Source organism: Arthrobacter sp. NPDC092385 (genome assembly GCF_044755105.1).
Taxonomy (GTDB): Bacteria; Actinomycetota; Actinomycetes; order Actinomycetales; family Micrococcaceae; genus Arthrobacter_D.
This window is the reverse complement of the sequence record NZ_JBIVQL010000039.1, coordinates 1-2,615: the sequence shown is the minus strand read 5'-3', so window position 1 is coordinate 2,615 and position 2,615 is coordinate 1. Positions and strand designations below refer to the sequence as shown.

Genomic DNA, 2,615 nt, shown 5'->3' with positions numbered 1-2,615 from the left:
TGTACTGACCGGACACGTTGGTCAATCGTGAGAAGGGCGGCTGGTTGCTGCAGGCTGTGTGGGGCCGGTGATGGTTGTAGTAGTGCAGCCAGCCGTCGAGTTCGCCGCGACGCTCCGTCTCGGAGGTGTAGCAGCGGGCGTAGGCCCAGCCGTCGGCCAGGGTGCGGTGGAAGCGCTCGATCTTGCCGTTGGTCTGCGGGCGATACGGCCTGGTCCGTTTGTGCCTGATTCCCAGCTCGGCGCAGGTGTCGCGCCACAGGTGTGAGCGATAGGCGCCACCGTTGTCCGACAGGACCCGCTCGACGGTCACCCCGCGGGCGTTGAACCACTTGACGGCCCTGGCCAGGACCGCTGTGGCGGTGTGGGCTGTTTCGTCGTCGTGGATCTCGGCGTAGGCGACGCGGGAGTGGTCGTCGATGACGGTGTGGACGTAGGCCTTGCCCATCAACGGGTCGTAGTGCTTGTTCTTGGGCTTGTCGGGTGTGGCTGCGCGGTTCTTCTCGCCTTGTCGTCGGCCGACGTAGCGCCAGCCTCCGCCGTCTGGGATGTTGCCGAGCTTCTTCACGTCGACGTGCAGCATCGCCCCGGGGTGGTCGTGCTCGTAGCGACGAACAGGCTCTCCAGTGGCACGGTCGACGTGCGACAGGCGGTTCAAGTGGACGTCGACCAAGATCCGGTGGACTGTCGACGGAGCAACGCCAATCCGGTATGCCAACTGAACCGGACCTTCCCGCAGACGCAGCCGGAGCTGGATACAGCGCTTCGCAGTCGTGGGGCTGGTCTTGTTCGGGGAGCGGTGAGGCCGTGAGCTGCGGTCCTGCATGGACTGACCGGCCCGGTAGCGGTCAGCCCAGCGCTTCACGGTGGGCCAGGAGACCTGGAACCGGGCAGCGACCTCGCTGATCGGCCATCCGTGGTCAACAACCAGCTGGGCAACCTTGAGGCGGTGACGCGGAGTGAGGGCGGCATTGGCGTGGGACATGGTGGTCTTCCTGGTGACGAGCGGGTGGAGACAGTGATGGGGCTGCACCCTGTGGTGCAGCCCCATCGATTCGGTATGTCAGTTGCCGTCCGTGTCCTCGCTGTTCGGCGCTGAAGAGGCAGCCGTCTCGGTGGGTGTTCCCTGCTCGCTCTGGGGCTGGTCGTCATCGTCGGGCACGATCTGGGCCCCGCAGCAACTGCTGTCCTGCTTGCGTGCGGTGAAGAGGTCCTTGAGTCCCATGGTTGCTTGTTCTCCTCGTGTGGTTGGGAATGTGGTGGTTGGGTCAGGCGATCAGTGGGATGAGGTAGCCGGCGGCGATGGCCGTGCCGATGACAGTGACCACGAAAGTGACGACCAGTCGGGGCTTGAACAAGGTGGTGAGCATCGAGATCTCGGGGATCGAGGCTCCGGCGCCGCCGATCATCAGCGCGAACACTGCACCTAGCCCCATGCCGGTCGAGCTGAGGGCCAAGCCGATGGGCAGCATCGTCTCGATACGCACGTAAAGCGGAACGCCAAGCACGGCGGCCAACGGCACGGCCCACGGTTTGTCGTCGCCAGCGACCGCGGCGAGTTGGTCCTGAGGCACGAAACCGTAGATAAATGCACCGACCGAGACACCCAGCACCATCGGGACGAGCAGCGGTCTCAGATCGGCCCAGGCCTCGCCGAGTGCGGGCCGGATCTCGTTGCGCAGGCCTGCCCAGGGGTGGGGGGTGCTGTCGTCGCCGACGACCTTGACTCGCTTGAGCTGGCTGGCCATGCCGAGTCGTTCCCATACTAGGGGGGCGAGCAGGGACCATGCGGCGGTGACCACCGTGTAGACCAACGCGATACGCCAGTCGAACAGCAGCACCACCCCGGCCACGATGATGGGATCCAGCAGCGGTGACGAGATCAGGAAGGTCATCGACGTCCGGAACGCCACCCCCGACTTCAACATCCCAGCCAGCACCGGCAGCGTCGAACAGGAACAGAACGGCGTGATCGCCCCCAGCAGTAGCCCCTTGAGCGGGCCGGGAAGGCGCCCATCGGCCATCCAGCTCTGGATCCGATCCGGCCCGAACCGCCGGTTCACCAGCGCAACGAGCACCGAGATCAGCGAGAACAGGACGAGCAACTCGACCAGGATCAACCCGAAGGTCTGTACCGCATGAATCACCGCGCAGCACCCTCAGTCGATGCCTGACCCTCCCCTGCTGGGGCAGTGCAGCACGCCTTCTGTCCCTCTGGAGTGAGAGTCGCCAAGTGAGCGAGCCACTGCACCGGCGCCGCCAACTGCTCACAACACAGCGCGTAGATGTTGGACCGGCCCTCGGCCCGCACACTGATCAGCTGCGCTTGCCGCAAGGCTGCCACATGGTGACTCACCAGCGCCTGGCTCAACCCGGTGGCCTCCTGCAACTTCTTGTTCGAGCACGCCCCCGCCGCAAGCGTCAGCACGATCATCAGTCTGTTCTCGTCTGACAAAGGCTTCAACAACGGAGCAAGCATCCGCGCGTGATCCCGCGCCGACAGGTCCGTGCGCGGCAGGGCAACATCCAGTGAAACTGTCATACCCACACTATAGACAAGCGTGGCCTTCTGTCACAAGTGGCGACTTGTCTATCGATCAACGTGTCCGGTCAGTACA

The 2,615-nt window shown here is 64.6% G+C and carries 4 protein-coding genes; all 4 read right to left on the bottom strand.

What is annotated here, in order from left to right; all coding sequences use genetic code 11:
• A partial coding sequence (locus ACIQCY_RS18225; protein ID WP_119620694.1) for an IS481 family transposase occupies positions 1 to 982 on the bottom strand: 982 nt, incomplete at its 3' end.
• A gap of 78 nt (positions 983 to 1,060) precedes the next feature.
• Positions 1,061 to 1,222, bottom strand: coding sequence for a hypothetical protein (locus ACIQCY_RS18220; protein WP_154676754.1), 162 nt, complete (start codon positions 1,220 to 1,222; stop codon positions 1,061 to 1,063).
• 43 nt (positions 1,223 to 1,265) lie between these two features.
• Complete coding sequence (locus ACIQCY_RS18215) at positions 1,266 to 2,144, bottom strand: permease (protein ID WP_176338507.1); 879 nt, start codon at positions 2,142 to 2,144, stop codon at positions 1,266 to 1,268.
• Positions 2,141 to 2,539 (bottom strand): helix-turn-helix transcriptional regulator, encoded by a 399-nt coding sequence (locus ACIQCY_RS18210; protein ID WP_048896403.1) that lies wholly within the window; start codon positions 2,537 to 2,539, stop codon positions 2,141 to 2,143. The genes ACIQCY_RS18215 and ACIQCY_RS18210 overlap by 4 nt, the downstream gene beginning before the upstream one ends.
• Positions 2,540 to 2,615: the final 76 nt, after the last annotated feature.